This window comes from Paenibacillus sp. GCM10027627 (assembly GCF_042675505.1).
Taxonomy (GTDB): domain Bacteria; phylum Bacillota; class Bacilli; order Paenibacillales; family Paenibacillaceae; genus Pristimantibacillus.
In genome coordinates this window covers 447188-470587 of sequence record NZ_JBHTHB010000002.1, presented here as the reverse complement: position 1 = coordinate 470587, position 23400 = coordinate 447188, and the positions used below count along the sequence as shown (strand labels likewise).

The 23400-nt window shown below is 50.8% G+C and carries 21 protein-coding genes; 12 read left to right on the top strand and 9 right to left on the bottom strand.

The features are described 5' to 3' along the window. From ACFQZE_RS10155 to ACFQZE_RS10140, 4 genes are read right to left on the bottom strand one after another with little or no spacing between them, the layout of a single operon-like run. Entirely contained in the window at window positions 1–1155 is a 1155-nt protein-coding gene (locus ACFQZE_RS10155; RefSeq protein ID WP_379356389.1) for a YheC/YheD family endospore coat-associated protein, read from the bottom strand. Further along, a complete protein-coding gene (locus ACFQZE_RS10150; protein WP_379356387.1) occupies window positions 1152–2528 on the bottom strand; it encodes a YheC/YheD family endospore coat-associated protein in 1377 nt (458 codons plus the stop codon). Before ACFQZE_RS10150 ends, ACFQZE_RS10155 begins: the two co-directional genes overlap by 4 nt. Further along, complete coding sequence (locus ACFQZE_RS10145; protein WP_379356385.1) at window positions 2525–3751, bottom strand: YheC/YheD family endospore coat-associated protein; 1227 nt, start codon at window positions 3749–3751, stop codon at window positions 2525–2527. The genes ACFQZE_RS10150 and ACFQZE_RS10145 overlap by 4 nt, the downstream gene beginning before the upstream one ends. Window positions 3752–3766: 15 nt before the next feature. After that, window positions 3767–5149, bottom strand: coding sequence for a YheC/YheD family endospore coat-associated protein (locus ACFQZE_RS10140; RefSeq protein ID WP_379356383.1), 1383 nt, complete (start codon window positions 5147–5149; stop codon window positions 3767–3769). A gap of 223 nt (window positions 5150–5372) precedes the next feature. Between ACFQZE_RS10140 and ACFQZE_RS10135 the strand changes: the two genes are divergently transcribed. Further along, window positions 5373–5693 carry a hypothetical protein gene (locus ACFQZE_RS10135; RefSeq protein ID WP_379356381.1) on the top strand — a complete coding sequence of 107 codons (321 nt, stop codon included), beginning with the start codon at window positions 5373–5375 and terminating at the stop codon, window positions 5691–5693. A gap of 349 nt (window positions 5694–6042) precedes the next feature. Here the strand turns inward: ACFQZE_RS10135 and ACFQZE_RS10130 are convergent, their stop codons facing one another. Beyond that, on the bottom strand, window positions 6043–6396 hold the full coding sequence (locus tag ACFQZE_RS10130) for a helix-turn-helix domain-containing protein (protein ID WP_379356379.1): 354 nt from the start codon (window positions 6394–6396) through the stop codon (window positions 6043–6045). A 154-nt stretch (window positions 6397–6550) separates the two neighbouring features. Here ACFQZE_RS10130 and ACFQZE_RS10125 point away from each other — a divergent pair, with 154 nt between their 5' ends. Continuing rightward, window positions 6551–7048: a hypothetical protein gene (locus ACFQZE_RS10125; protein WP_379356377.1), complete on the top strand. Its 498-nt coding sequence runs from the start codon at window positions 6551–6553 to the stop codon at window positions 7046–7048. 53 nt (window positions 7049–7101) lie between these two features. Next, window positions 7102–8457 (top strand): DRTGG domain-containing protein, encoded by a 1356-nt coding sequence (locus tag ACFQZE_RS10120; protein ID WP_379356375.1) that lies wholly within the window; start codon window positions 7102–7104, stop codon window positions 8455–8457. A 68-nt stretch (window positions 8458–8525) separates the two neighbouring features. Here ACFQZE_RS10120 and ACFQZE_RS10115 read toward each other — a convergent pair whose 3' ends face one another. The 3 genes from ACFQZE_RS10115 to ACFQZE_RS10105 all read right to left on the bottom strand — a co-directional run bounded on the left by ACFQZE_RS10115 (window position 8526) and on the right by ACFQZE_RS10105 (window position 9786). After that, window positions 8526–8840 (bottom strand): YtpI family protein, encoded by a 315-nt coding sequence (locus ACFQZE_RS10115; protein WP_379356373.1) that lies wholly within the window; start codon window positions 8838–8840, stop codon window positions 8526–8528. Window positions 8841–8940: 100 nt separating this feature from the next. After that, window positions 8941–9456 (bottom strand): sporulation membrane protein YtrI, encoded by a 516-nt coding sequence (locus ACFQZE_RS10110; RefSeq protein ID WP_379356371.1) that lies wholly within the window; start codon window positions 9454–9456, stop codon window positions 8941–8943. Window positions 9457–9459: 3 nt separating this feature from the next. Next, window positions 9460–9786: a YtrH family sporulation protein gene (locus ACFQZE_RS10105; protein WP_379356369.1), complete on the bottom strand. Its 327-nt coding sequence runs from the start codon at window positions 9784–9786 to the stop codon at window positions 9460–9462. Window positions 9787–9906: 120 nt separating this feature from the next. Between ACFQZE_RS10105 and ACFQZE_RS10100 the strand changes: the two genes are divergently transcribed. The 9 genes from ACFQZE_RS10100 to ACFQZE_RS10060 all read left to right on the top strand — a co-directional run bounded on the left by ACFQZE_RS10100 (window position 9907) and on the right by ACFQZE_RS10060 (window position 21576). After that, a complete protein-coding gene (locus ACFQZE_RS10100) occupies window positions 9907–13593 on the top strand; it encodes a DNA polymerase III subunit alpha (protein WP_379356367.1) in 3687 nt (1228 codons plus the stop codon). A gap of 112 nt (window positions 13594–13705) precedes the next feature. Then, on the top strand, window positions 13706–14203 hold the full coding sequence (locus tag ACFQZE_RS10095) for a phosphatidylglycerophosphatase A family protein (protein ID WP_379357018.1): 498 nt from the start codon (window positions 13706–13708) through the stop codon (window positions 14201–14203). 136 nt (window positions 14204–14339) lie between these two features. Further along, window positions 14340–14528, top strand: coding sequence for a glutamate decarboxylase (locus ACFQZE_RS10090; protein WP_379357016.1), 189 nt, complete (start codon window positions 14340–14342; stop codon window positions 14526–14528). Window positions 14529–14569: 41 nt separating this feature from the next. Next, window positions 14570–15445, top strand: a complete 876-nt coding sequence (gene accD, locus ACFQZE_RS10085) for an acetyl-CoA carboxylase, carboxyltransferase subunit beta (RefSeq protein ID WP_379356365.1) — start codon at window positions 14570–14572, stop codon at window positions 15443–15445. Further along, window positions 15435–16505 (top strand): acetyl-CoA carboxylase carboxyltransferase subunit alpha, encoded by a 1071-nt coding sequence (locus tag ACFQZE_RS10080; protein ID WP_379356363.1) that lies wholly within the window; start codon window positions 15435–15437, stop codon window positions 16503–16505. Before accD ends, ACFQZE_RS10080 begins: the two co-directional genes overlap by 11 nt. A 98-nt stretch (window positions 16506–16603) precedes the next feature. Then, on the top strand, window positions 16604–18358 hold the full coding sequence (gene pyk / locus ACFQZE_RS10075) for a pyruvate kinase (RefSeq protein ID WP_379356361.1): 1755 nt from the start codon (window positions 16604–16606) through the stop codon (window positions 18356–18358). A gap of 83 nt (window positions 18359–18441) precedes the next feature. Beyond that, window positions 18442–18909 carry an acyl-CoA thioesterase gene (locus ACFQZE_RS10070; RefSeq protein ID WP_379356359.1) on the top strand — a complete coding sequence of 156 codons (468 nt, stop codon included), beginning with the start codon at window positions 18442–18444 and terminating at the stop codon, window positions 18907–18909. A 54-nt stretch (window positions 18910–18963) separates the two neighbouring features. After that, window positions 18964–19359: an FxsA family protein gene (locus tag ACFQZE_RS10065; RefSeq protein ID WP_379356357.1), complete on the top strand. Its 396-nt coding sequence runs from the start codon at window positions 18964–18966 to the stop codon at window positions 19357–19359. A 153-nt stretch (window positions 19360–19512) separates the two neighbouring features. Beyond that, the gene (locus ACFQZE_RS10060; RefSeq protein WP_379356355.1) at window positions 19513–21576 is read left to right on the top strand and encodes an RNA degradosome polyphosphate kinase; all 2064 of its coding nucleotides are present in this window, start codon (window positions 19513–19515) and stop codon (window positions 21574–21576) included. Here ACFQZE_RS10060 and ACFQZE_RS10055 read toward each other — a convergent pair. Next, entirely contained in the window at window positions 21573–23105 is a 1533-nt protein-coding gene (locus ACFQZE_RS10055) for a Ppx/GppA phosphatase family protein (protein WP_379356353.1), read from the bottom strand. The genes ACFQZE_RS10060 and ACFQZE_RS10055 overlap by 4 nt on opposite strands. Window positions 23106–23400 lie beyond the last annotated feature (295 nt).

Genomic DNA, 23400 nt, shown 5'->3' with positions numbered 1-23400 from the left:
TTAAGCGCCTCCCGCCTGATTCATTTTTTTTCTTGCCAGATACGCGCCGTAATGGAAAATTCGCTCCAAAGATTTTTGACGGATATGAGGCTCATCAAATTTCATCGGTTTGGAATTAGCTTCAAAAAACCACAGATTCCCATTATGATCAACGCCAAGATCCATGGACATTTCACCGAGCCGCTGGCGGGACGCCCGCTCGATTTGTTTGGCGATCAGCACGGCGGTCAGCCTCGCTTTTTGCAGCAATTTCCCCGCTTGATCGGGGCCGAAGGAGTAGGTCAGCAGCTTCTCTGGGTCCTCGATACGGCCGCCTCGCGGCACATGGGTCGTAATGCTGGTAGCTCCAGCCAGGCGCGCCCCAAGTCCCGTTACTTCCCAGACGCCTCTTTTGTTTTTTTGCACAAGCGCCCTCAGATCGAAACGTCTTTCGTTAATGGCTGCGAGCTGAATGCCTTGTTGCGCGATATATGCAGCTCCGCCGCTTTGCTTCTGGATGCGGGTCCACAGCTTTTGCAAGGAAGCGCAGCTATAAGTGGAGCTCGTTTTTTTTTCTTGAATTTTTAGCCGGTAGGGGAGCGTTTTTTCTCCATGCACTTTGACGGTCATAATGCCTTTCCCGGCTTTTCCGCTTTCCGGCTTTAAATAGAGATAGGTGTGCTTGCGCATAAGTCGTTCAAGCCCGCTCACCGTCATAAGCTTTCTGGTCGTCGGAATAAAAGGTCTTGTCGTACTGGAGCTTCTGAGCCACTCAAACAGATTCCATTTGTTGAAGAAGGAAGGGTTGAACAAAGTGACGCGCGGATTTTTACGGCAAGCGTTAATTTTTTGCCGCACATGCGGTTGTATTTCGTCTTCGCGCAGCGGAATCCGGTTGTAAATAATGTCGGGAAAGGGGAACAGCTCTTGCTGCCAGCTGCTCGTTTCCTTCTGGTAGACATATCCTTTAAGCCTTTTGCGAGAGATCTGCAAATGGTTGACGGTCAGCACATAGACGAGAAACCCCATCGATTGCCCCGTGCGGATCAGGTCCGCAAAATTGGTTCGGTTGCCGCGGAAGTCGCCGCCGGGATCGTCGACGGTCAATATGGCCAGCACCGTCTTTGCCGAAGTCGACGTCGTTGCCCGAGGCTTCTCATCAGGAACAAGGCTCATATGCTGTTCCCCTCCTTAAAGCGGCTTAAATATAAGCAATGTTCGAAAATATACGAAACGGACGCTTTGCCTTCAGACCGGAGCGATGGATGTTTAAAGATGGAGCGCCCAGGTTTGGCGTTGGCCTCGAACATCCAAATATCCCCGGATGTATCGATGCCGATATCGAGACCCAGCTCTCCGAGCCGATGGGGATAGTTTCTTTCGATCGCTTCGGACAGCTTGACGGCCACCCGCTTCGCCTTCTCCAATATGGCGCCGGCTTCGCTTCCAAACGTGCGGCTAAGCGCTTGCTCCGGCGTCATGAGGGAACCGCCGCTTTTGACATGGGTCGTGACGCTGCCTTTTCCTGCTTTTTTGGCTCCGATGCCAGCCGCAATCCATTGGTTGCTGCCGTTTTTGTGCATATGGAAGCGGAAGTCAAGCTGGCATTTGTCGATTTCGACGAGCCGAATGCCTTGTTGAATGACATATTGGCTTAGACGGCTGCCGTGTCTAGCTTGCAGCATTCTCATCATGTTTTGGAAATTGCTATAACGGACGAGTACGTTTTGGTTGCCTTTGCGGTACCGAACGAAGTAGCCTCGGCTCGGATGATGGGTAAGGCGGTAAATGCCGATGCCAAGACTTCCTCCGCCTGGCTTGAAATAAACGAATTTATGCTTTTCCAGCATTTCCTTTATTTTGGCCGGGGACGGATTTGGGACGGATTCGGGCAGATGCGCCAGCGCCTCGGGATCGTTGTCGAGCAGCTTGTAGACATCGGCTTTGTTTAAGAAGCTCCAGTTGAACAGCGGAATATGCTTTTTGACAAAACGTTCTCTGACTGAGCTGATAAACGGGGACGTTTCCGCTTTGCGGTTGGGGAGCCGGTTGTATACGACGTCTGGTAGCGGTACGACTTTCCGGTACCAAGCGCCTTGAGCGTTCAAAAAGTAGCCGTTGACCGTTTCCTGCTGCCAATTGATGTCGGTTGGGGTAAATCCAAACATATACGCCTTCCGGTCGCCCGTTCGGATCACTTGTTTGATAAAGCCGGATCTGGAGCCAAAAGGATAGCTCTCGGCGGGACGAATCGTATCGGTCAAAATGCCGACCAGCGGACCCAGCTTAAATTCGTTTTCCCCGGTGCTAAGCAAATAGACGTTGCCCGATTTCGGCACTTTAATTAAATGGCGAATGCCTGCGGACAAATACAGATGGTTGCCGGTGCGTCTCAGCGGCCTAACGGCTGCGGTAATGGCTTCGTTGCCCAGCTTGAGGTGAATCGACCTTTTGCCGGAAAGCTTGAGCTGCTTGTAGAGCGGTCTGGACAAATATACGATTTTATCGGACTGCTGTGAGAAGTGTACGTTACAAGTTGTCAAACTCATCGATGAACCTCCTGAACGTTTAAAGACCTCGGCCGATTCGGGATCGTTTCCCTTTTCGGCCCTTTGGGGCCTGTTGCAGAATCTCGGGCGATAAAGGTCGGTAATATTCGGTTCGTTAAATAAACGGAGTAGCGCAGTGGCCTCTCAATGGAAAGAAGCTGTGCATGATGATCGCAGGTTAGCCGGAACACCTCTCTGCCCGGCTTGGCGTTTGCTTCCAGCAGCCAGAATCGGCCATCCGGCTCAACGCCGAAGTCGAATGCCAGCTCGCCGAATCGGCCAAAGCCTTGTTCAAGCCGTACGGCGGCACGTTCGCTTACGGCATAAATGTGTTCAAGCAAGCGACCCGCTTCCGTTTTGCCAAAATGATTGGCGAGCAGCTCATTAGCCCTAAGCGCGCTGCCGCCGCCGTGAAGATTGGAAGTGAGCGATCCGCTCGGACCGATGCGTGCGGCGCTTCCTGTACGCTGCCATTTGCCGCTGTCGTCTTTTTGCAGCAAAACTCGTATATCGTAAGGCCGATGATCGGCCGTACCTAAATCTAGATAAGGCTGGAGGAGGAAGGGCGAGCCGTTTATAAAGGCGCTAAGCCATGCTTGCAGCTCCGATTCGGACTCCAGATTGCGGGCGAAGCAGCGATTTTGCCTGGTGCGGCCTTTAACGGAAACGGAGCGGTCCCAAGGACTTCTCTCGATTTGAACAATGCCTCTCCCCTGCATGCCGGAAGCTGGCTTGAGAATCCATTTGGCGCTAGACTCCCGTAGCTTCTTCTTCAACGTTTCAAACGTGTAACGGGATGTGGGCGGCAAAAACGGCGATAGAGCATGGTCTTCCAAAAGATGCTCGTAAACGGCGATTTTGGAGGGGAGCGTGCTATTTAAAAATTGATGTGCTTTGCGTGCATAAATGGAAGATAGAGTGGCGGCTGCTTCTCTTCGGTCGCTAATGGTATGAAAAAAGCACCGATTGTACACCACATCCGGCAGCGGCACCGCTTGCCGATGCCAGTGTCCAAGATGGAGACGCCAGCCTAGCAGCTCGCCGCTTTGCGGATTATAGTCTTTTGGCGTGAACACATAGGCGTCAACGGCTAACGACTCCGCTTTTTGAAGAAGACTGCGGCACAAGCGGGGCTCCGGAGGGATAGCCGCACCGCCCTCGCCTGTAGCGGGCAAGCGGAGAGGGCCGGTCATGATTCCGAATTTGGCGGCATATAACGGCATCGCTCACCCTCCTTTTTAGAAGCCCGACAGAAAGCGGGCATATTGAATCATCATGCGGACGGACGGCCTAATTTTCCCTTCATTTAAAGGAGTGTTGTCGTTCTTGGATGGCTTGGAATTGACTTCAAGCAGCCATACTTTTCCGCTTGTATCCAGCGCAAGATCAATGCCAAGCTCGCCAAAGTGGGCGGGAATATGCGTGTCTATGCCTTTAGCAATATTCAGTGCGGCGTTGCGGAGGCGTCCGGCAGTGTCTAGCCTGCTTATGCCGCCGCTCATGTTGCTTTTGGCGACGGCCGCGCTAACCGTACTGAGCGTGCCGCCCCTTGCCAAATTGGATACAAAATGCTGGCTGCCCGCCGTACGGGCGACAATGGAGGTGATCACCCATTCCCCTGCTCCGTTTTTTTGAACAAGCGCCCGGAAATCGACGGGCCTTTTTTGAATTTCGATGAGCTGAAGCCCTTGCTGAATTTGGTAGCGGACGGATTTCATTTTGACAGAAAGCGTAGTGTAGAGCCTCGTTAGATTGGGATACGTCTGCTTTCTCGTTCCGGCTGGCGTCGCATACAGCGCTTGATAGCTCTCGCCCTCCAAATTGGAGATGCGGATAATGCCTTTGCCAAGGCTGCCTCTGATTGGCTTTAAAAACACGTTGCTGTACCTGGTGCACATGTTTCGAAGCGTCGCGAAGTTGCGCAAGGAATGAGATTCCGGCAAATAACGCTCAAGGCTGGCATCTTTTTTTAGAGCTTCAAACACTTCCGCCTTATCCAAAAACTTTTCGTTAAAGGCGATGGTGGCGTACTTTAGCTTCGTTTCTTTCAAAAAGTGCTGGACTCTCGGGCTGTTTTCCAACTTTCGCGTCGTCAGCCGATTGTTCACGATATCCGGTGCGGGCATCAAGCTTTGTTTCCATCCTTCGGCATAAGTCCAAGCGAGCACTTCATCCGTATTTCCATCCAGAGCGCCTGGCGTGAAAAAGTAGACAAAAGCGCCTTGCACTTTGCAGGCTTCCACGAGCTCGCGGCAAAACATGGTGATGGAGCCAAACGGCTTATCCGGCGTACCCGGGTAGTCGCGGCTGACCAGAACGCCGATTAGCGGTCCCAGCGCAAGTGTTCCGGTGCTTGCTTTGAAGTGAAGGCGGAGCTGCATAGGCAGCCGTCCTTCCGCTGGCAGTCCCATTCTTGCCGCAAGCGTTTCGCTGATGCGCATGCCGTCCACTTTAGGGGAGGGGATAATTTTCAAATGCCGGCGGTAAGCGCCAAACTTAAGAAGCACATGCTGGCCCCTTGGAATTTTCCATTGGCGCACGTAAGCTTCGCCGAGCATAATCGTATCCTCCGGCAGCGTTTCGGGGCTGATCACCTTTATGGCGACTTTCGTTCTGAGCATGGATATTCTCCTTCCAAACTAGAGGAGGAATTGCAGTCGAATGTATGAGGCCTATAGGTGTTTTACACGAATTAATTCATCATATGAGGGGGCCTATCGGATTGTGATTGCCCCTTTCACTGCGGGGACTTTAGCCTTTTATGATGGCTAGTCATATAGAACCTATTGTTTTCATAGGATGATAGCAAAGGGACAAGTCTTTCAGATGAAGGGGTTGAGGTGAGTGGCGAGAAACAATAAGCCGGCAGGAAAAGCGCGTCATGTGCTCTATTTGATACTGGCTTCGGGGATGCTGTTTTATGCGCTGACGAGGTTGGAAGAGGGAGGTTCGGTGCCTGGCTCCGACCTGTTCTGGTATGTATGGCTCGCTTTTACGGCCATTATAATTGCCGCCAATGTAAACATTCTGTTGTTTATGAGCGAATCCAAACGGAATGAGCTTGCACGGATAAAAAAAGAAAAAGCGCGGCAATGGGAGCGCGCGCTTGAAGCCCGTTTGGCGAAACGGGAGGAACGTGATAGACGGAAAAAGGAAAGAGCGTAATATAGTAAAGATTTGAAGCGAAACACCAATGATTACAGTGATTAATTTGGAATAAACTGTATTTTTGTTCAGGGACGATTTAAAAAGGGTTTTGAGATTCATATGGATAAGGAATTTGATGATTTAAATTCCATAATTTGAAGGAAAAGGAAGGTCGATCTGGCCTTCTTTTTTTGCCGAAAATCCCGTTAACGAACACCGTTTTTAGACGCTGATAATGAGAGAAGTCGGGGGTAACGTATGCGGAATCGGGGTATAGCTGCGGGTGCCGAGCGGCTCGAAAGCGAAATTGCATGTCACTCTGATGACTTCCCGCAGAATATTAGGGGACGCGCCGGGATGGAGCGCCCTACTCCAGTTCTTTGAACTGTACGAGCTGCTTAACGAATTTGTAGACCGCTTCTTGCTCCTTGATGCTCAGCCCCGTCATTTGGCTGGCGATTTTGTCCGCGTAGCGGGCAGCCTCCTCGGCGCCCACGGAAGATGTCTCGCCTTGCACGTTTACGATTTTCTCCAGCGGCGTTTGCAGCGCGGCGGCTATTTTGCTCAGAACGTCGATCGTTGGATTTTTCTCTCCTCGTTCGACTTGTCCCATATAGGATGCATTAATGTCGGCCCGCAGCGCCAGCTGTTCTTGGCTAAGACCCTTTGATTTTCGCAGCGCGCGGATATTTTCTCCGATTAAACGACCAATGTCTCTCACGAAAGTCACCTCAGCCTAACGATAGAGTTTTGCAGGCGGTGCAACAACGTTATATAGGATGTATATGAAATAACGACTATAGTCATTTACTAATAGGTGGATGTTTTATTATAATTAACATAATTATTACAATTGTGTTAGAATGGTGGAATAAATGATGAAGGAGCAGGGAGAGGTAAGGATGCTTGTGGAGGAGTTTGAATTTTATAGAAAGGTCCGTGCGTATTATTGCAATGTGTCATTCTTGATATCCTTTACTTATCGCTACTCTCACCGACATAACAAGACCGCAACGGCAAGAGGGTCGTTCAGTTGCGGCGTCAATGCGCACACCCAGACGGTAGAATATTTAATGCAGCTGAAATCGGACCCCATAGAACGACCTTACAGTGAGAGCGGATCGTTTTTATTTTCAACTATTGTGAAGGCCATCCCCGCACAAGTCATAGAATTTCACAACTATCCCATTCTCAAACAGCGTTATCGCGTTCCGATCGATTATGATTGGCAGCAATTTATTATCGATGGAGCGTCCAGCGCTATGAATACGAGCACGATTGGCAGCCTGTTCAAAAAGTGGAAGCTGAAGGGCGAAGACGGCGAGCCGGTCGATGCCAACCTGAAGGTCGTACAAGTGGAGTTGAACTGGTAGTGTTATTTAATTGCCAATCTCCTATAATGTATGGATACAGGGAGTGATAACGATTGGCTACCACACGCGATTCGGGCAACGAAACAAGTACGAAGCATGAACAAATTTTACAGCATATCAAAAGCTTGAAAATAGGAACTAAAATATCGGTTAGAGCGATTGCGAAGGCGCTTAGCGTCAGTGAGGGAACGGTCTACAAGGCGTTTAAGGAAGCCGAGGCGTCAGGGCTTGTCAGCACGAAAGAGCGAATCGGAACGGTTCGGATCGACCGGAAACGGCGGGATGCGCTGGATCAGCTTTCGTTCGGAGAAGTGGCGCAAATTGTAGATGGGCGGCTTTTTGGCGGGGAAGAGGGGCTCGAAAAGTTTCTTCACAAATTTGTCATTGGCGCTATGGAGCTAGACGCAATGCTCCGGTATATCGATCAAGGAAGCTTGCTCATCGTAGGCAACAGAGTAAGCGCACATCGGTGCGCGCTGGAGCAAGGTGCGGGTGTCCTTATAACGGGCGGGTTTGAGCCGAGTGCGGAAGTCATTCAGCTCGCGGACGAGCTTTCTTTGCCGCTCTTGTCTTCCAGGCACGATACGTTTACCGTTGCATCGATGATCAATCGAGCGATGTACGACCGTCTCATCAAGCGGAAAATTATGCTAATCGAAGATATTGTGACGTTCAGCCGTCCGGCGGATGTGCTGCGCAACGGTTCTACGGTTGCCGATTACAACAAGCTGTCGCAGGAAACGGGCTATTCCCGATTTCCCGTCGTGGACGACAGAAGAAGAGTCATCGGCATGATGACCGCGAAGGATGCCATTGGATCGGTAGAGGACATTTCGGTTGACAGGGTCATGTCGAGACAGCCGATTACGGCAGCTCCTAACATTACCGTTACTTCCGCGGCTCATACGATGGCTGCCGAAGGAATCGACCTGCTTCCTATTGTCGACCGGCACAGGAAGCTGCTTGGAGTCGTAACCCGGCAGGAAGTGCTCGATGCGATGAGATTTGCCGGCAAGCAGCCGGAATCTGGCGAAACGTTTGAGGATTTGATGTGGACGGGTTTCATGCAATCCGAAGAAAACGGCACGGATGACGCGGGAATCAGCTACAAGGGCACCATTACCCCGCAAATGTCAGGGGCGCTTGGAATGGCGTCGGAAGGTTTGCTTACGACGCTTATGGCGCAGGCCGCTAGAAGGATGATTAGAGATACGGGGAAACGCGATTTTCTGCTGGAAAGCATGACCTCTTATTACGTGAGGCCTGTCCAGATCGACAGCGAAATTACGATAAAGCCCAAAGCGCTGGAGCTGAGCCGGAAGTTTTCGAAGCTGGAGATCGAGGTGCTCGACGGCCAAGGACTGGCCGCCAAGGCGATGTTGACGGCCCAAATGATCGATCCCTATTAATAAAGCTGCGGCCTTTTGGGCTGCGGCTTTTTCTATTGAGTAACGTATCAACAATAAAAGCCGCGGCCCTAAGGGCGACGGCTTTCTGTTTGCTGCCAGTTGCGGTAGGCGCTAAGGTTTCGTAAGCCTGCGAACAGGTTGAACACGCCGAGTACCAAGAAGACAGCGCCAATGACGATGCGCAAAGTCGATTCATTCGATAAAAAAAGCTGCACAGCGGCGATAAACATAAGCATGACTCCCATGCTCATATTCATGCGCGCCGTCGACATCCCTCTTTGCCGAGGGTCGGCGACCCGGCGCGATTTGAAGCTGAAATAAGCTGACAGCGCCAGCGTAATCATAATGCCGGGGTACAGCACCCATTGCATAAGCTGTTCCATTTGGGGTTAGCATCTCCTTTAGTTCTGACGGAATCGTTTTCTACAGAACCGTTCTCTACTGAATCGTCCTCTATTGTAACAGATTCCGCAACATTATGCTTCAAGAAGCCGGGGGTTTCGCCAGCAAGCGGGCAGACATCCAAATTTGCAAAACATTGTCGGCTAGCAGCACCGTTTTCAGCTCGATGGAATAGTCTTTGCCGTTCACGTCCGAATACACCTTTTTTTCCAGCAGCCTGCGGGCGAATTTGGCGTTGGCATCGATTTCATAAATACTTTGCCCGAGAAAAATCGACAAGTCTTCTTTTACTCGTTTGAGCAACTCGGCTTCCGTTACTTTGTCGAGAACGGGGCGGTTTCCCGTTTTGCCGTCGTCGGCCAGTTTGAGCTTGATGCTTTTGATGACCGTATGCTGATTGCGGTACTGGTTTAGGCCGCGAATATCTTGCTCGTATTGCTCAAGCTTCACCTCAAGCTCGTTTTTGGTATGGTACACCGCCTCAAATTGTGCGATGAACAACGTATTCAGCGCAATCGCGCCTACGATGGCCCCCAGCAAAAACGAGCCCAGCATCGCAAGTCCTCTCATATATCTGTCAAACGGCGGCAAACGCATAGGCTACAGGGCTCCTTTGCAAATAAGCTTGATCAGCTCCGTAGCGACATGCGCTCCCAAAAAGGCAAACATAATAAAACAGAGTTGCTGGGCAACCGGCGAGAGCTGTCCTGCCGTTATGTTGCTTTCAATGACTTTTACGGGATCGATCGATCCGCCAATCGCCGCGACAATCGCCCATATTTTCAGCCGGAGTGCCGTATCGACCATAACGGTGGCAGGCGGCATGAGCATAAACACGCCCCCGACTCCCGCAAGCATGGAACCGCCCATAACGACGCCAAACGCAATAAAAAAATCAAGTCCCGCTTTTGTTAAAAAATAGGTCATGCCAGATGCCTCCATTTCGAAACGCGAATGCTTACTCCCATTCTATGGGCGTGTCCAATCCGATTATGATAAAATAGGCATAACTTTAAGAGGCAAACGATAACAGGAGGAAAAGGGGGAATGACGATGATTGCCACTGGAGGTACCCAAACGGCGTTTGTGCATTTGCATGCCCATAGCGAATACAGCTTGCTAGACGGCGCAGCCCGCATCAAAGATTTAACGGCAAGGGCGGCGGAGCTGGGGATGGAAGCGCTGGCGCTGACGGACCATGGCGTCATGTACGGAGCCATTCCTTTTTACCGGGCGTGCAAGGCGCAAGGCATTAAGCCGATAATTGGCTGCGAGCTTTATTTGACGGCAGGCTCGCGATTTGAAAAAGGGACGCGCAAAGAAAATCCGACCTATCATTTGATCGTGCTCGCCAAAAATGAGACCGGTTACCGCAATTTGATGAAGCTATGCTCGATTGCTCATTTGGAGGGGTTCCATTATAAGCCCCGTGTCGATATGGAGTCTCTCGCGGCCTATTCGGAGGGGCTGATTTGTTTAAGCTCGTGCTTAAAAGGCGAGGTATCCCAGCATTTGCTGCATGATCGAAGAGAGGAAGCGAGGGAAGCCGCACTTAGGTACCGCGACATTTTCGGAGACGATTTTTATTTGGAGCTTCAAGACCATGGCATGCTGGATCAAAAGAAAGTGGCTGCGGCGATGATAGAGCTGGCGCAGGAAACCGGCATTAAGCTCGCCGCGACCAACGATGTCCACTATGTGCAAGCGGAAGATGCGGCGGTTCAAGAAGTGCTTATTTGCATCGGAACGGGCAAATCGCTCCAGGATGAGGACCGAATGCGGATCATGACGGATCAGCTCTATTTGAAGAGCGGGGAAGAAATGACCGGATTGTTCCGGCATGTGCCGGATGCCATTGCAAATACGGTTGAAATTGCGAACAAATGCAACCTGGAGCTGGTACTGGGACGCGCGGCGCTGCCGACCTTCCGTCCGGTTCCGGCCGGCGTAACGTCGTCCAGCTATTTGGCCGAATTATGCAGGGAAGGACTTGTTGCCCGCTATGCGGGGATGCCGGAGTGGAACGACGGCTCCGATTTTCGAAGCAAAGCGGAGAGCCGGCTCGCCTATGAGCTTTCCGTCATTGAAAATATGGGCTTCAGCGATTACTTTTTAATCGTCTGGGATTTTATTCGCTTCGCTCACGAGCAAGGCATCCGTACCGGGCCCGGAAGGGGCTCTTCTGCGGGCAGCCTCGTTGCCTATGCGCTGCGGATTACGGATGTGGACCCGCTGAAATATAAGCTGTTGTTCGAACGGTTTCTCAATCCCGAAAGAATTTCGATGCCGGATATCGATATCGACTTTAACGACGAGCGCAGGGATGAGGTCATCGCTTACGTTTCCGCCAAATATGGCGAAGAGCATGTCGCGCAAATCATTACGTTCGGCACAATGGCGGCCAAAGCGGCGGTTCGCGACGTCGGCAGGGCGCAAAATGTGCCATTTCAAGAGGTAGACCGGGCGGCCAAGCTCATTCCGCATCAGCTCGGCATTACGCTTGAACATGCGCTGCAAAGCAGCGAGGAGCTCAGGCAAGCGGCAGAGCGCAGTCCGAAAACCGATGAAATGCTGAGAATGGCGATAAAAGTCGAAGGTATGCCGAGACATGCCTCCACGCATGCTGCCGGCGTCGTCATTTCGCAAGAGCCGCTCACCCATTACGTCCCTCTTCAGGGAGGAAGCGAAGGAATTCCGCTTACGCAATATTCTATGGAGCATTTGGAAGCCGTAGGCTTGCTCAAAATGGACTTTCTAGGCCTTCGAACGCTTTCGATTTTGGAGAGGACGCTAGGATGGGTGAAGGAGTTGTTCGGCAACGAAATTGATTTCCGCCAAATAAGCGACTCCGATCCGGGTACGTATGCGATGCTTGGCAAAGGAGATACGACGGGCATTTTTCAATTGGAGTCGGCGGGCGTGCGCAAAGTGCTGAAGGATATGAAGCCTTCCTCGTTTGAAGATATCGTATCGGTGCTTGCGCTGTATCGTCCGGGTCCGATGGAGTTTATTCCGAAATATATCGGAGGCAAACACGGCACGATTCCTGTGCAGTATCCGCATTCCTCCTTGGAGCCGATCTTGGCCGATACGTATGGGATCATTGTGTACCAAGAGCAAATTATGCAAATTGCGTCGCTGATGGCCGGTTTTTCGCTTGGCGAAGCGGATTTGCTGCGAAGAGCCGTTTCCAAAAAGAAGCGCGAGGTGCTGGATGAGGAACGGGCCCATTTTGTAAAAGGAAGCTTGGCGCAAGGGTACGGAGCGGAGGATGCGAACCGAGTTTACGATATGATCGTCAGGTTTGCGGATTACGGCTTTCCGCGCGCTCATGCGGCCGCCTACGGCGTGCTTGCGTTTCAGACGGCTTGGCTGAAGGCCCATTATCCCGTTCCTTTTATGGCATCGATGCTGGCTTCGGTAACGGGCAATATGCGAAAAACGGCGGAATATGCCGACGAGTGCCGCAGAATGGGGATTCAGGTTTTGCCGCCCGACGTCAATGAAAGCAGCGTCTCGTTTACACCGGTGGAGGGTGCGGTCCGCTTTGGACTCGCCTCTATTAAAAACGTGGGCTCGCAAGCGATCGAGGCTATTTTGAAAGAGCGGGGCGAGCGGCCTTTTGACAGCTTGCTCGATCTGTGCAAGCGCGTTGACCTTCGCGTTGCCAACAAGCGGGTGCTGGAGTCTTTAATTCAGTCGGGAGCATGCGATTCCTTGCAAGGACATCGCTCGCAGCAGCTCGCGGCGCTGGAGGAAACGGTTGATACGGCTGTCAAATGGAAGAAGGAGCGCGAAGAGCTGCAGATTGAGATGTTTGGTTTTGAAGAGGTGCAAAACTGGGATGTGGCGCTCCCCGACGTTGCCCCTTATACGACGGGCCAAATGTTGGAATTCGAGAGGGAGCTGCTCGGGATGTATTTGTCCGGGCACCCGCTTGATACGGTCGCGCCGCTTTTGGATGAGCTGGAGCTTGACCGGCTGGTCGACTTGCTTGGAGCGGAGGATGGCACGGCGGCGATCGTCAGCGTCATGATTGCGGGTCTTAAGCCGTTTACGAATAAAAAAGGAAATGCGATGGGCTTTATAGAAGTGGAAGATAGGATCATGAGGGTGGAGGGCGTCGTGTTCCCCGCTGTCTGGAAGCGAATCGGCTCGAAGCTCGCGAAAGATGGGATCGTCATGATGTTGGCTACAGTTCAGCAGCAGGAGGACGATTACAAGCTCATTGTGGAGGATGTGATTCCGCTTGACGGGGTATCGCCTGAGCAATTAACGGCCCAGGCAAGGCGGCTGCGGCAAAGTGCAAAATCGCGTGCAGCGCGGTTTGGCGGGGGCAAGCCCGCTGTGGCGGAGCCTGCCCCTGCTCCCGCGGCTCGTGGAAACGCTGATGCTAGGCCCCAGACGATGAGCGGTTTGGACCCATCCGCAGAGCGGGGGGCTGCCAGCCGGATCGGTTCTCCTTCTTCTCCGAAGACGGGAGGGACGGGAGAGCGGGCCGTCAAGAAGCAGAGGCTGTATATGAAAATTACGGAAGCGAATGAAACCGCCGAAGTGCTGAACGCTTTAAAAAGGCTTCTTCTCTCTTATCCGGGACAGCTAGAGTCGGCATTGTTTTACGAGAGGGAGGGCAAGATGATGGCGCTTAGCGGCGACTATCTGGTCTCTCCAAACCGGGAATTAATGGGGGCGGTCGAGGGTTTGCTTGGCCCCGGTACGGCTGTCATCCGTTAAGACCAGCATTCCTTTTTCCCATTCGCTCTCCGCTCATTGGGGGTTTGATTTTTATGCACATAATGGCTTGTTCGAGCATATGCATAGAGATACAAGCAGCCCGAGAGGAATGATGGCCGTGAACGGAATAGAGAATTTGCTGGCGAAGCGTGGGGTAACGGTCGAAGAAGTTGCGGAAATTGTTTTTTCGTTGCAGCGGCCTTATAATGATGAGCTGAAGATCGAAGAATGTTTGGAAAGCGTCAGAACGGTGCTGGGGAAACGCGAAGTGCAATACGCTTTTTATACGGGCATAGCGCTCGACGAGCTGGCGGAGAAAAAGCTGCTGCCGGAGCCGCTGCAATCCATTATGGAAACGGATGAATCGCTGTACGGTGTCGACGAAACGCTGGCGCTTGGCATTACGAACGTATACGGAACAATTGGCATGACCAGCTTTGGCTATTTGGATAAAATGAAGCCGGGAATAATCCGGCAGCTTAACGTAAAAGGCGAAAAGATTCATGTGTTTTTAGACGATCTGGTAGCCGGTCTCGCCGCCGCCGCATCTGCGCGCATCGCCCATGGCGACCCGAAGGCTGTCCAATATCATTTGCCGGAAACGCCATAACTATGTTATCATTGTGACATCATATGGCCTTTTTGCGGGATTGACCGCGAAACGGGGGCTGCGCCTTAAGCAGGACGCAGCCGTTTAAGCTTGACAGGTTAGCTTTGCTAACGCGAGGTTTTCAGGAGGTACCATGATGTGGACGGTAATCTATATCGCACCAACAGCAAAAATGGCAGAAAACATCAAGAAACGGCTTACGGAAGAAGGTTTTCTCATTAAGATCCGGCCCGTCAATCTGTCTAAACAGCAATATGAGATTCTGGTTCCGTCAGGTGAATTGGAGGAAGTGCAGGAAGTATTCAACTCCATGTTCCGCTCTTGACGACTGGCTCTTATTATTGCGCCTTGAGAGGTGTCACATACGTGCAAATAAAGGACCTATTTTCGAAAAAAAAATACGCCACAATTCCTTCGGCATCGGAGCGCCCTAAGCGCGACATCCCGGAAGGCTTGATGAATAAGTGCTCCAAGTGCGGCACCATTCAGTACAGCAAAGAATTGGAGAAAAATTTGAAGGTATGCTCGTCTTGTGGGCATCATTGCCGGTTAAATGCGTGGGAACGCATCGCAATGACGCTTGATGACGGGCGTTTGACTGAATACGACGCCGCAATGGAATCGGTCGATCCGCTTTCCTTCCCAGGCTACGCCAAAAAGCTGGAAGCTCAGAAAGCAAAGTCGAATATGCGTGATTCCGTTGTGACGGGCGAAGGCAAAATCGGCGGATTTCCCGTAGTCGTAGCGTTCATGAGCTTCGATTTTTTTACGGGAAGTATGGGTTCCGTTGCAGGAGAGAAAATAACGAGGGCGATTGAAGCGGCTCACGAGAAACAGCTTCCGCTCATTATATTTTCAACATCCAGCGGAGCGCGTATGCAGGAGAGTATTCTTAGCTTGATGCAAATGGCGAAAACAAGCGCGGCGCTTGCTAAGTTTCAAGGCGCTGGCGGCCTTTACATCTCGGTCTTTACAGACCCGACGACTGGCGGCGTTTCCGCCAGTTTCGCGAGTCTTGGCGACTACAATTTGGCCGAGCCCGGTGCGCTTATCGGTTTTGCCGGACGTATCGTAATCGAACAGACCATTCGCCAGAAGCTTCCAGACAATTTCCAAACGGCTGAGTTCAACTTGCAGCACGGACAACTGGATAAAGTCGTTCACCGCAAGGATATGAAGACGACATTGACCAAGCTGCTTGACATGCACTGCGTGAAGGAGGAATCGTTCGATGCCGAATGAACTGCCTTTTGAGAAGCCGATTAACGAATTGCGCCAAAAGATTAAGGAGCTGAAGAGCCTTAGCGTTGGCAAAGGCATCGATTTTTCCGAAGAAATTTTGCGGCTGGAAGAGCGTTGCAAGCAACTTGAGGAAGAGCTGTACAGCGAGCTGACGCCAGCACAGAAGATGCATTTGGCAAGACATCACCAGCGCCCGACTTCTCTTGATTTTATCGGCGAAGTATTTACCGATTTTATGGAGCTGCACGGGGATCGGCTGTTTGCCGACGACTTGGCGATTGTAGGCGGTCTAGCCAAGCTGAATGGAGTGCCGGTAACGGTAATCGGCCATCAGCGCGGCAAAGATACGCGCGACAACATCGCCCGTTTTTTCGGCAGCCCTCATCCGGAAGGTTTCCGAAAAGCGCTGCGGTTCATGCAGCAGGCAAACAAGTTTAACCGTCCCATTATTACGTTTATTGATACAAAGGGCGCTTATCCGGGCAATACTGCTGAGGAGCGCGGCCAATCGGAAGCGATTGCGCGCAACCTGCGGGAGATGGCCGGTTTCGGCGTGCCTATCATATGCGTAGTAATCGGGGAAGGCGGCAGCGGCGGAGCGCTTGCGCTTGGCGTTGGCAACCGCGTCCTTATGCTGGAGAACGCCATTTATTCCGCGATTTCGCCAAACGGCGCGGCTTCCATCCTGTGGAAGGATGCTTCAAGAGCCGATCAGGCGGCGGAAGCGATGAAAATTACGGCCAAAGATTTGCTGGAATTCGGCATTATCGAAGACATTATCGAGGAGCCGCAAGGCGGCGCTCATCGCGACCTTGAGTTCCAATCGGAGCGCATCAAAGAAAGCTTGTGGAAGCATCTTCAGCAGCTGCGGGGAATGAGCGCAAGCGAATTGATTGAAGACCGCTACCAAAAATTCCGCAAAGTGGGCTATTTCCAAATGGCCGAGCTGGAAGCGGCAGAGAACAGCGAAGCAGCTGAACAAGCTAGCCTAGCTGCTGATAAGGCAGCGGCGCAAAATGTTCCGAACGTTGGTCAAGAAACGGCTTCTACTTTGCAGTAACGAAGTATACAATCGTAATCTTGCGGGGCAAGCTGCAAGATTACGTGTATTTATATTCTAAATAGACATTAAGTGCACTAAACGGAGGAAACAATAACATGCGTAAAACTAAGATCGTTTGTACAATCGGACCTTCCAGCGAATCTCTGGAAAACACTAAAAAGCTTATCCAAGCCGGCATGAACGTCGGCCGTCTGAACTTCTCGCACGGCGACTTCGAGGAGCACGGCAACCGGATCAAAAACATCAGGCTGGCTAACACCGAGCTTGGAACATCTGTAGCCATCCTGCTTGATACGAAAGGTCCTGAGATTCGCTTAGGAAAACTGAAGGAAGAGCCGATTGAGCTGGTTCAGGGCGATGCGATTACGCTGACAACCGAAGAAATTTTGGGCGATCGCAGCCGCATCCCAGTTACGTACAACAATCTTCCGAACGATTTGTCGGTGGGCTCCACTGTACTGATCGACGACGGTTTGATCGGACTTACTGTTGAAGCGATCGAAGGAACGGAAGTACATTGCCGCATCGTGAACAGCGGACCGATCAAAAGCAAAAAAGGCGTTAACGTGCCGGGCGTCAAAATTTCTTTGCCGGGCATCACGGAAAAAGACGCTAACGACATTGTTTTCGGCATCGAGCAAGGCGTTGATTTCATCGCTGCTTCTTTCGTACGTAAAGCAAGCGACGTGCTTGAAATTCGCGAGCTGCTTGAGAAACACAATGCAGGCCATATCCAAATCATCTCCAAAATTGAAAACCAAGAAGGCGTTGACAACTTGGATGAAATTTTGGAAGTGTCCGACGGTCTTATGGTTGCCCGTGGCGACCTTGGCGTAGAAATTCCGGCGGAGGAAGTTCCGCTCGTTCAAAAAATGATGATCAAAAAGTGTAACCGCGCAGGCAAGCCGGTTATTACAGCTACACAAATGCTGGATTCCATGCAGCGCAACCCGCGTCCTACACGCGCGGAAGCGAGCGACGTAGCCAACGCGATTTTTGACGGCACGGATGCGATCATGCTTTCCGGCGAAACGGCTGCCGGCAAATATCCGGTTGAATCCGTTCAAACGATGTCCCGTATTGCAGAGCGTGCGGAAAGCGCGCTTGAATACCGTGAAATTTTCACAAAACAAGCCAATGCTCAGCAAACATCCGTGACGGAAGCGATCAGCCAAGCGGTTGCCAACTCTGCGCTTGATCTGAATGCAAAAGCAATCGTCACAGCAACGCAAAGCGGATTTACGGCTCGTATGGTATCTAAATACCGTCCTAAAGCTACAATCATCGCTGTAACGACTGACGAAAGAGTGATGAGACGTCTGGCACTTGGCTGGGGCGTTATCCCGGTTAAAGGCGAAGACGCTGACACAACGGACCAAATGTTTGAAAATGCGGTAAAAGGCGCAATGGGAACAGGCCTTCTAAGCCTTGGCGACACGGTTGTCATTACAGCAGGCGTTCCAGTTGGCTTTGCCGGCACAACAAACCTGATGAAGATTCACCACATTGGCGAACTGCTGGCCAAAGGACAAGGCATCGGCAGCCAAACGGTTACTGGCAAGCTGGTTGTTGCCCGTACTCCTGAAGAGGCGATTGCCAAAGTTCAAAAAGGCGATATTCTTGTTGCGATCTCTACTGACAAAGAATATATGCCAGCATTTGAAAAAGCTGGAGCGGTTATTACAGAGCAAGGCGGCATTACAAGCCATGCGGCTGTTTGCGGCCTGAACCTCAGCATCCCTGTTATCCTTGGAGTGAGCGGCGCGACCGATTCCTTGAAGGATGGAATGGAAGTTACCATTTATGCGGAAACCGGATTTATTTATTCCGGCCAATCCAAAGTGTTTTAATAAAAAACAATGAACAAGTCAAAAAGCGATGGTGAATTCACCGTCGCTTTTTGTTACATCTGCATAAAGGATGGGGAGACGGGATGCCGGTGGATCATGTATGGCGGCTGCACCCGATTCGGGTAAGATATCAGGAAACGGATCAAATGGGTGTTGTTTTTCATGGAAACTATGTAACTTGGTTCGAAATTGGACGTACAGAATGGATTAGAGCCGCCGGCTACGATTATAAATCGATTGAGGAAAAGGGAATGCTCCTTCCCGTTGTCGATTTGCAATGCCGATTTGTAGCTCCAGCCAAATATGATGATTTAGTCCTTGTCTGTACTCGTATTTCGGATAGCTCGCCACTGCGCGTTTCGTTTCAATCGCAAGTTCGCAAGGTGAACGAAGCGGAATTTGCGGGAGCGGAAATTGCTTATGGCGAATTATTGCCTGGTGAGCTGCTTGTAGAGGGCGGCACAAGTCACGTTTGGGTCAATCAAGATTGGCAGCCTGCCAGGCTCAGCAAATCGATGCCGGATCTCTATTCCATTATTAAAGGGAAATAAATGATGGGGTTTTGCCGGTTTTAAGGTTCATTCAACCTGATAGGGGGGAATAAGATGTATAAATGGCTGCTTGCTCTGTTTTTGATTGTTCCTGTTGTGGAGCTTTGGGGTATTTTGCAAATGGGGGATTGGATTGGCGGCTGGAATACGTTTTTTATTTTAATCGGCACAGGTTTTGCCGGAGCTTATTTTGCTCGCTTGGAAGGACGCAAGGTGTGGCTCGAAGCCCAGCGGCAAATGCAGGTCGGTCAAATGCCGGGACGAGCGCTTATTGATGGATTATGCGTGCTGCTAGGCGGGCTGCTGCTGCTTATACCGGGATTTTTTAGCGATTTGCTTGGCCTAGCCTTGCTTCTGCCTATCACCAGACCCATCTTCCGTCATATCGTGTTACAGTGGCTGGAAAAAAAGATGAAAAGCGGCGATGGATTTACGATCAGACGATTTTAAATTTACCGTAGCTTTACATTTCGTTAATATGTAAATAATAGTCATCTGTCATGATGAGAGTAGCGAATGCTTACGAAGTGGGTTTGTTCACAAACCCTAAGTGAATGCTTACGAAGTGGGTTTGTTCACAAACCCTGGAGGAGAAACCAACCAATGAAACATCTGTCCCATTATGTAAATCGAGATTTAAGCTGGATTGAGTTTAACCGAAGGGTACTGGAAGAAGCGCAGGATGTGCGCAACCCGCTTTTGGAGAGAACTAAGTTTTTGTCTATTGTATCGAGCAATCTGGATGAGTTTATGAGTGTCCGTGTAGCCGGCATCCAGGATCAGATGAGAGCCGGACTAACGAAAACGGATTTTACGGGATATACGCCAGCCGGTTTATGGAAACGGCTTATTAAGAGAACGACCGCGATGGTCGCTGAGCAGTACAAAACGTACCGGGAAATTATTCGGTCGATCGGTAAAGAAGGCATTTGCATTCGGACGATTGATGAGCTGAACGCTGCGCAAACGAAAGCCGTTTCGGATTATTTCCACGAAATTGTGTTTCCTGTACTCACGCCGATGGCGGTCGACCAAAGCCGCCCGTTTCCGCTCGTGCATACAAAAGAGCTTTATTTGGCTGTGTTGCTTAAACGTGAGCATGCCTCCGAGGAAGATGAGCCCCTGTTTGCGATCGTTCAGGTTCCTTCTATATTAAGCCGCTACGTTCCCGTACCGGGCCGAGTCAACAGCAAGAAACAAGAATTTGTTCTTTTGGAAGATATCATTGAGCAATTTATTCAAACCTTGTTTAACGGATATGTGCCGTTTTCAGTTCACCCTTTCCGTTTGACGCGGAATGCGGATTTGACGCTTAACGAAGAGGGCGCGGAAGACTTGCTGGAAGAGATCGAAAAGGAGCTGCGCAGACGCCGCTGGGGCATTCCAGTTCGTTTGGAAGTGGCAAAAGGGATGCATCCGTACGCACTGGAAACGTTAAGGGAAGAGCTTGAGATCGAAGACAATTTGTTTGAAATCGATGGTCCGCTTGATCTAAGCTTCCTTCTTCGTTTTTCCAATGGATTAACCGGTTATGACAATTTAAGATATGAGAAGCTTGAGCCCGTTTATCCGCGAGAGCTGGATGAAAATGACGATATGTTCGAGGTCATCAGGCAAAGAGACGTACTTATGTATCATCCCTATGAATCGTTTGAAGCGGTTAACGACTTTTTGCTGCAAGCCGCATACGATCCCGATGTTTTGGCGATCAAAATGACGCTTTATCGGGTCAGCGGACAATCTGCGCTTGTTCAAGCTTTGGCCAAAGCGGCGGAATCCGGCAAACAAGTAACGGTTGTTGTTGAGCTGAAGGCCAGGTTTGACGAGGAGCGCAACATTGCCTGGGCCAGACAGCTGGAAAAAGCGGGCTGCCATGTCGTTTACGGTTTGGTGGGCCTTAAAACGCATGCCAAAATTTTGCTGGTCGTAAGGCGGGAGCAAGGCACCCTTAGAAGATATGTTCATGTAGGAACGGGCAATTACAACGACAATACGGCAACTTTGTATACGGATATTGGCCTGTTTACTTCCCATCCCGTCATTGGCGGCGACGCTTCCGCTCTTTTTAATGAAGTGACCGGTTATTCGTCTCCCTATGAATGGAAAGCATTTGGAGTAGCGCCGACCGATCTGAAAGAGAAGCTGTACCGGCTTATTGACCGGGAGCGGGACAATGCTTTGGCCGGGCGCAAAGCGCATATTATAGCCAAGATGAACTCTTTGTCCAACCAAGAGATGATTGATAAGCTTTATGAAGCTTCGCAGGCGGGAGTAAAAATTCAGCTCATTGTACGGGGAGTTTGCTGTTTGAGGCCAGGGGTGCCCGGTCGCAGCGAAAATATTTCCGTTATCAGCATCGTAGACCGGTATTTGGAGCATGCAAGGGTCGTTTATTTCTATAATAATGGGGATGAAGAGGTTTATCTTTCCAGCGCGGATTGGATGACTCGCAACCTGATGAAGCGGATCGAGCTGATGTGTCCGGTCTTCGACCCGGAGCTTCGCGTTATGCTCATTAATATGCTGAGGCTGAATTTGGAGGACAACGTAAAGGCTCGCGAGCTGAAGCCGAACGGACTTTATGAAACTTTGTCCGGCAAAAGCGACAAGCCTTTACGCAGTCAATTTGAAGCCAATTCCATTTCACTGTGGAAGGGCCACGCTTAGCGCTGCATCCCGAAGTGTTCGAGCACTGGAACGAGGTTCCAGTGCTTTTTGAAATCCGCTGCAATTTCCTCCACTTCACGGTGCTCAACAGCCAAAGAGCTTCTAGGATGAAGCGGAATAATAAGGAGCTTTTTTTCGGTTTTCCGAATGGAAAGTTGTCCGATAGATTGGTTTTCACTTCTGTCCAGCGCTGCTGCAAGCTGCAACACGGAGCCGAGCCTGCATATGAGCTCAAGATCCGATTCGCTAATAAGCGAGCGATATTCGGCGAGCTGGGCTCTCGCGCGTCCTTTTCCTTTAAAAGAAGCGATAGCGGCCGTCATGATGATTTGCCGATGCGACAATCCGTTTAAATGAGAATGTACGATTAAATAAAAAGAATGTCTGGCATAGTCGTAATAGTCGATAGACGCGCCAATTCGATACAATTGAGAAGCGGCATTTAGCAGCAGCGCCGATTCCGTATGGATATCGGTTTTCTGATGCAGCGCTTCAAACAGCTCCATGGCGATTCGGTTGACTTGCATCATATGCTGCCTAGGAGCTTCGGTATGCAAGGAGCTAATATTGCTCAGGCTGAATGCAAGCGGATCGTCCAGCTTTGGCCGGTTCGGAAACCGTGTGGCATGAAACAGCCCGTCCCGCAGTCCAGCGCCGCAAATTTGGTAATGGGAAGCGCGTGTAGCCCGGAACAGAGCTCGCATGACGGCTGCGCCAGGGACGATAACATCGGCGCGGTCCTTGGACAAGCCCGGCAGTTTCCGCCTGCGGTCTAGAGGAAGCTTCCTCATGTTATGAAAAAGGTCGTCGACTCCCGATTCTGACATTTCATAATTATGCGTCTGGGCAAAAGGATAGTGGTGCGCTCCTTGATGCACCTTGCCAAAGGCCCGTACCGTACCGCCTACTCCTACGAGGGGAAGGCCTGGCATTTTTCGAATCCAGGGATGTTCCTTGACGGCATCGGCTACAAGTCCTTCGATTGCTTTTACCGCCTCGTCGGAAAAAAGTTCTTTGGAGTCGTACAATTTATTCAAACTGACGCATCCGAACGGAAACGAGACGGAATGGATGAGGTTGCGGTTTTGAAAGAGCGACACTTCTGTGCTTCCGCCCCCGATATCGATTAAATAGCCTTCGGTGACGTTCAGTGAATTGATCATGCCGAGAAAGCCGTATGACGCCTCTTCTTCGCCGGACAGAAGCTCGATGGTTAGTCCGATCTCGCTTTTAATACGGGCCAAAATATCGCTCTGATTAGCCGCATTGCGAATGGCGGCAGTGGCCACCGCGCGCGTTTGCGCGATCCCGTGAAGCGAGCAGATCCGAAGGAAATGGCGCAGCGTATCAGCCAGCTCCACAATTGCTTCTTCCGGCAAAGCGCCGCTTGCGTCTACTTTTCCGCTTAGTCTCGCCGATCTTTTGCTGGCGTCAACAACCCGATGGGCACCGCTGTCGGTTCTTTCGTAAATGACGAGCCTTATGGAGTTGGAGCCGATATCGATGATTCCAATGCGTTGACCTGTCATAATTGCCTCCGGTTCGGCATGCCTAGCATGCCGGTAGTTTACTGGACATTTTATCATACCCGCAGCATCATTTCTAAGTATAATCCCGATTTGGAAGAGGAATAATTAGCTGTCGGGCACCTTGAAAATCGTATAACAAGGTATTCGTACATAACCGATTCAAAATATCAATGAAGCCGATAAAGCAATTTTATGTCCGATTTTGTTGGCTTCCCCAAAAAAATCATTTATGATTAAATACAGTGCTACAAAAACGTTTCCATTTCAAAATGTTCATTCTATTTCGAGTATAAAG

Bases quoted from the DNA above. Each gene is read 5' to 3' on its own strand.
- ACFQZE_RS10155 (WP_379356389.1), bottom strand. From the start codon at position 1,155: ATGAGCCTTGTTCCTGATGAGAAGCCTCGGGCAACGACGTCGACTTCG.
- ACFQZE_RS10070 (WP_379356359.1), top strand. From the start codon at position 18,442: ATGCCGGTGGATCATGTATGGCGGCTGCACCCGATTCGGGTAAGATAT.
- ACFQZE_RS10150 (WP_379356387.1), bottom strand. From the start codon at position 2,528: ATGAGTTTGACAACTTGTAACGTACACTTCTCACAGCAGTCCGATAAA.
- ACFQZE_RS10065 (WP_379356357.1), top strand. From the start codon at position 18,964: ATGTATAAATGGCTGCTTGCTCTGTTTTTGATTGTTCCTGTTGTGGAG.
- ACFQZE_RS10095 (WP_379357018.1), top strand. From the start codon at position 13,706: ATGGCCGTGAACGGAATAGAGAATTTGCTGGCGAAGCGTGGGGTAACG.
- ACFQZE_RS10055 (WP_379356353.1), bottom strand. From the start codon at position 23,105: ATGACAGGTCAACGCATTGGAATCATCGATATCGGCTCCAACTCCATA.
- ACFQZE_RS10110 (WP_379356371.1), bottom strand. From the start codon at position 9,456: ATGCGTTTGCCGCCGTTTGACAGATATATGAGAGGACTTGCGATGCTG.
- ACFQZE_RS10125 (WP_379356377.1), top strand. From the start codon at position 6,551: ATGATGAAGGAGCAGGGAGAGGTAAGGATGCTTGTGGAGGAGTTTGAA.
- ACFQZE_RS10080 (WP_379356363.1), top strand. From the start codon at position 15,435: ATGCCGAATGAACTGCCTTTTGAGAAGCCGATTAACGAATTGCGCCAA.
- ACFQZE_RS10060 (WP_379356355.1), top strand. From the start codon at position 19,513: ATGAAACATCTGTCCCATTATGTAAATCGAGATTTAAGCTGGATTGAG.
- ACFQZE_RS10105 (WP_379356369.1), bottom strand. From the start codon at position 9,786: ATGACCTATTTTTTAACAAAAGCGGGACTTGATTTTTTTATTGCGTTT.
- ACFQZE_RS10145 (WP_379356385.1), bottom strand. From the start codon at position 3,751: ATGCCGTTATATGCCGCCAAATTCGGAATCATGACCGGCCCTCTCCGC.
- ACFQZE_RS10090 (WP_379357016.1), top strand. From the start codon at position 14,340: ATGTGGACGGTAATCTATATCGCACCAACAGCAAAAATGGCAGAAAAC.
- pyk (WP_379356361.1), top strand. From the start codon at position 16,604: ATGCGTAAAACTAAGATCGTTTGTACAATCGGACCTTCCAGCGAATCT.
- ACFQZE_RS10100 (WP_379356367.1), top strand. From the start codon at position 9,907: ATGACGATGATTGCCACTGGAGGTACCCAAACGGCGTTTGTGCATTTG.
- ACFQZE_RS10140 (WP_379356383.1), bottom strand. From the start codon at position 5,149: ATGCTCAGAACGAAAGTCGCCATAAAGGTGATCAGCCCCGAAACGCTG.
- ACFQZE_RS10115 (WP_379356373.1), bottom strand. From the start codon at position 8,840: ATGGAACAGCTTATGCAATGGGTGCTGTACCCCGGCATTATGATTACG.